This is a genomic window from Actinospica sp. (assembly GCF_035552695.1).
In the GTDB taxonomy this organism is placed as follows: Bacteria; Actinomycetota; Actinomycetes; order Streptomycetales; family Catenulisporaceae; genus Actinospica.
On record NZ_DASZKT010000014.1, the window covers coordinates 1 to 4,343 of the forward strand.

3 protein-coding genes are annotated in these 4,343 nt (G+C 68.3%); 1 reads left to right on the forward strand and 2 read right to left on the reverse strand.

Features of this window, described 5'->3' with window-relative positions; all coding sequences use genetic code 11:
- Positions 1-405: 405 nt before the first annotated feature.
- Complete coding sequence (locus tag VG296_RS02915) at positions 406-1,299, reverse strand: LysR family transcriptional regulator (protein WP_325562752.1); 894 nt, start codon at positions 1,297-1,299, stop codon at positions 406-408.
- 54 nt (positions 1,300-1,353) lie between these two features.
- Between VG296_RS02915 and VG296_RS02920 the strand changes: the two genes are divergently transcribed.
- A complete protein-coding gene (locus VG296_RS02920) occupies positions 1,354-2,745 on the forward strand; it encodes a nucleotide disphospho-sugar-binding domain-containing protein (RefSeq protein ID WP_325562754.1) in 1,392 nt (463 codons plus the stop codon).
- A 462-nt stretch (positions 2,746-3,207) separates the two neighbouring features.
- On the opposite strand, the gene VG296_RS02925 is transcribed toward VG296_RS02920, so the two are convergent.
- Entirely contained in the window at positions 3,208-4,272 is a 1,065-nt protein-coding gene (locus VG296_RS02925) for an integrase core domain-containing protein (RefSeq protein WP_325562757.1), read from the reverse strand.
- Positions 4,273-4,343: the final 71 nt, after the last annotated feature.

A 4,343-nucleotide genomic window follows, 5' to 3' on the forward strand; every position in this document is an offset into this window, starting at 1 on the left:
ATCGGCGTCCATCCGGGCGAACGCCCAGCGGTTCGATGGTTGGAAGTACTGGAGGTAGAAAGCGCTGTTGATGCCGGCGTCTTGGCTCACGGCGGTCGCGGCTTTGGATGCCGAGGTCGGCATCGCTGTCAGGTCGATCCAGGCCGAGACTGTGAAACTGGCGCCGGGCCCGGTATCGAGGACTGGTCCCGTCGTCGTGATGGCGCTGTTCGTGCCGTTGAAGTCCGCTGCACCGCCGGTGAACGAGACAGCGGTGGCGGATCCGTTGTGCCCACCGGTCGAATCCAGCGAGTCGCGACCGATATACCGCAGCAGATCACTGTTCCGAGCCGTTGCGACAACGAACCGAGGCAGTGCGGCGTGAAGCGGCGTGACGACTCCATCGCTCGGTCGCGCCGCGGGGTCTTACGTCGTGGGTTCGGACGGCTCCCGGGCCGTTTGGAGTAGGGCCTTCACGGGTGCACTCAGGGCGTGTCCGGCGGGCACGGCGAGCGAGAGCGCGATACTGGGAGCGGCGGGTCCGAGTGGGACTGTCCGGATGTCGTCCTCGGGATTGATGAATGACGGCGGGCCGATGGCTATGCCGAGGCCGTGTCTGATGAGGGAGGTTAGGCCGGCGGTGTCGCCGATCTCGTAGGCGATGGTGCGGGTGAGTCCGGCGCGGGTGAAGGCCGCGTCGGTGGCCAGGCGGTTGCCCCAGGTGGTCGGGGCTTCGATGAACGGCTGGTCGACCAGTTCAGCCAACTCTACGTGGTCGTGTTCGGCCAGTGGGTGGTCGGTGCTGCACAGCAGCTGCATTTTCTCCGAGGTCAGGTTGTGCAGGTCGAGTCCGGCCGTGGCTTCGGGCGGGAGGGCCAGGTAGGCGACGTCAAGACGTCTTTTGCGGAGGTCTTCCGCGTGTTCGACGCTGCCGCCGGCTTGTATGGACACGGTCACGCCTGGGTGTTCGGCGCGGAACCGTGCGATGAGTAGGGCCGGTTGCACGGCGGTGTGCCGGGGGGTTTGGATCACTCCGAGTCGGACTTCGCCGCGCAGTCCGCCGTGTAACTGCTCGAGCACGTGCCGGGCCTGTTGCGCGGCGGCGAGCGTGCGCCTGGCCTCGGGCAGGAACAGTTGACCCGCGTGGGTCAGATTCACGTGGTGGGTCGTGCGTTCGAACAGCTGCACACCCAGTTGTCGTTCAAGGTTGCGTACTGCGGCCGAGACCGTGGATTGGACCATGTTGAGCCTGGCCGCGGCGCGGGTGAAGCTGGATTCGTCGGCGACGACGACGAACGCCCTGATCTGCCGTAGCTCCATCGTCCGCCTTTCATCGCGATCTACGATAAGCGGTAGCGATTGTATTCGCTTCCGATGCCGGACGACCTGCCTGATCATGGTGCGGGGGAAGGCCACGAAGCCCGGCCTGACGCAACGGCCGGGGGATCTCACAGGAAGAGTCTCGATTCCATGACGCGAGTTGTTGTCGCCGCATCGCCGATCTACGGGCATTTCGCGCCGATGCGCGCGGTCGCCGCCGATCTGGTGCGGCGCGGTCATCAGGTCACTGTGACCACCGGTTCGAAGTATCGCGAGGCGGTGGAGGCGGTCGGCGCCCGGTTCGCGCCGTTGCTGGGTGCGGCCGACTTCGATGGCGATGACGTGCCGGCGCTGTTCCCGGAGATCCTCTCGATCGCGCCGGGGCCGGAGCAGATCGGTTTCGGGCTGCGACACCTGTTCATCGACCCGGTGCCGGATCAGCACCGTACCGTGCAGGAACTGCTCGCGGCGGACGATGGGGAGCCGGTGGTGCTGGTGCACGAGACGGGTTTCCTCGGAGCGTGGCCGGTACTGCTCGGGGCGGCGGGGTCACGGCCGTCGGCGGTGGTCGGGCTCGGGGTGGTGCCGTTGACGATCAGCAGCGCGGACACCGCGCCGTTCGGACTCGGCTTGCCGCCGGACAGCTCGCCGGAGGGTCAGGAGCGTAATCGGGCGGCGAACGCGATGGTGCAGGAGGCGGTGTTCGGTTCGACGCAGGAGCACCTGGTGAAGGTGCTCGCCTCCTGTGGGGCGACGGAGCAGGCGCCGTTCATCATGGACGGGATCTCGCGCCTGCCGGACCGGTTCCTGCAGCTGTCGATCGGGCAGCTGGACTATCCGCGTAGCGACCTGCCGGACTCGATCCGCTATGTCGGCGCGCTGCCGGCCGGATCGGCCCGGAACTCGGAGCTTCCGACGTGGTGGGATGAGGTCGCCTCGGCGCCGCGGGTGGTCGTGGTGTCTCAGGGGACTGCGGCGAACGTCGATTTCTCCGAGCTGGTCCAGCCGACGCTCGATGCCCTGGCCGATCTGGACGTGCTGGTGATCGCGACGCTGGGTCGTGACGCCGAGTCGGAGCTGGAGCGGGTGCCGGCGAACGCCCGCGTGGCCGAGTTCATCCCCTTCGATGACCTGCTGCCGCAGACCGACGTCCTGGTGAGCAACGGCGGATTCGGCGGGGTACAGCAGGCGCTCGGCCACGGCGTGCCGATGGTGCTGGCCGGCCAGACGGAGGACAAGGCCGAGGTGACGGCGCGTGCCGCGTGGGCGGGCGCGGCGATCAACCTGGCCACCCAGCGCCCCGAGGCGCAGGACGTGCGCGCGGCGGTCGAGAAGGTGCTGACTGAGGCGGCCTACCGCGAACGTGCCGCGGAACTGGCCGCGAAATACGCCCGGCACGACGCGCTGACCGCGATCCACGAAACCGTGACCGAACTCGGCCGGTAGACGGTCTGATCCAACGCATGCCGCCTTGACCAGCGCCAGCCACTCCTGCTTCTCGCCTGCGGTAAACGGGGCGACCGGAAGGCGGGTCCAGCGCCGGGCGGTCTGCGCCAGCGCGCTGGCCGCGCCGGTCAGGCCCTCGGCGAAGAACCGCCGTTCGGCGAGACCCACCCCGGCGTAGATGAACGTCACCGGCAGCTCGTTCGCCAGCCATTTCAGGTGGTTGTTGACCGCGATCCCGTCTCGGCTGCGCTGGTCGATGAAGTGGATGTCGTCGATCACCCCGACCCGGGAGGAGCATCGCAGAACACAGTCGAGCGCGTAGCTCGCCAGCTGCGCCGCGCTGCCCCGATCGGCCCCTGTGGGGCTCGGAAATTGGAATTTGGGTCGTGGCGGTGCCTGTACTGTGCCAAAAGTCGTCACTGGGCTTGACCTGCGGTGATTCCGGCGGTCGTGTTCGGGTCCTTAGGCTGCTTGCCGGTAGTCGTTGAGGAGTCCGCCGAGGCGTGAGTGGCGCTGGATCCGGGTCGCAGGGAAGGGGATGACGTTGGGGTCGTCGGATGGGGCGCGTCCCTCCAGTGCCATGTGGGCGCGCTCGGTGTTGTAGTGCTCTTCCCGTTCGGTCATCACGCGGCGCAGATGTTTCTCGCCGAGGATGAGCATCCGGTCGGTCACGCTCTCGCGGGTGGTGCGCACGAAGCGTTCCGCGTAGGCGTTCATCCGTGGGGTCTGGGGAGCGGATTTGAGGATCTCGATGCCCTCGGCCTGGAAGACGGCGTCGAAGGCGTCGGTGTAGTTCCCGGCCCGGTCGCGGATCAGGTAGCGGAACTGCGCGGCGCGTTCGCCGAGGTCGGCCGCGAGGTTGCGGGCGCACTGGATGGCGAAGCCGGCGGTGGGGTGCGTGGTGACGCCGATGATGTGCACCGTGCGGCTGGCGTGTTCGATCACGAAGAACACGCTGGCCTTCGCGTAGCCGACACAGTCGACCTCGAAGAAGTCCGCGGCCAAGATGCCCGCGGCCTGGGTGCGCAGGAACGCGCGCCAGGCGGTGGCGTCCGCGCGCACTCCGGCGGGTGGGATGCCGTGGGCCCGCAGGATTCGGCGGATCGTGGTGGCGCTCACCCGGTGCCCGAGACGGCGCAGCTCGTTCTGGATCCTGGTGTACCCGAACCGCGGGTTCTCCCTCGCCAATTTGAGGATCAGGGCAGCCAGTTCCTCCGGGATTGGCGGGCGGCCTGGCGGTCTTGGCTGCGCCCAGTGCCGCGCGACCAGTCGCCGATGCCAGGCCAGCAGCGTTACCGGGGTCACCAGGCGCTTTCGACGCAGTTCGCGCGGCAGCCATCGGGCGAGGGCCGCGAGAAGTGCGCGATCGGTCCAGGACGGGCGCGGCGCGCTCACCTGGCGGCGCAACACCGCTATCTCCTGGCGCAGCGCCAGGATCTCGGCGTCCTTCGCCGCAGCCGAACGCGCCAGCAGCGCGAGCCAACCGAACACCGCGAGCATCGCGCGATAGACCAGGGAGATCGACACGAGAGCCGATCATGCCGATCGTCGAGCCCACCCAGCAAGCGCTGGCCCGAACCCAGCGCGAGCCGCCACCG

What these genes read in the sequence shown, in the direction of transcription:
- VG296_RS02915 (WP_325562752.1), bottom strand. Translation starts at nt 1,299, where the DNA reads ATGGAGCTACGGCAGATCAGGGCGTTCGTCGTCGTCGCCGACGAATCC.
- VG296_RS02920 (WP_325562754.1), top strand. Translation starts at nt 1,354, where the DNA reads ATGCCGGACGACCTGCCTGATCATGGTGCGGGGGAAGGCCACGAAGCC.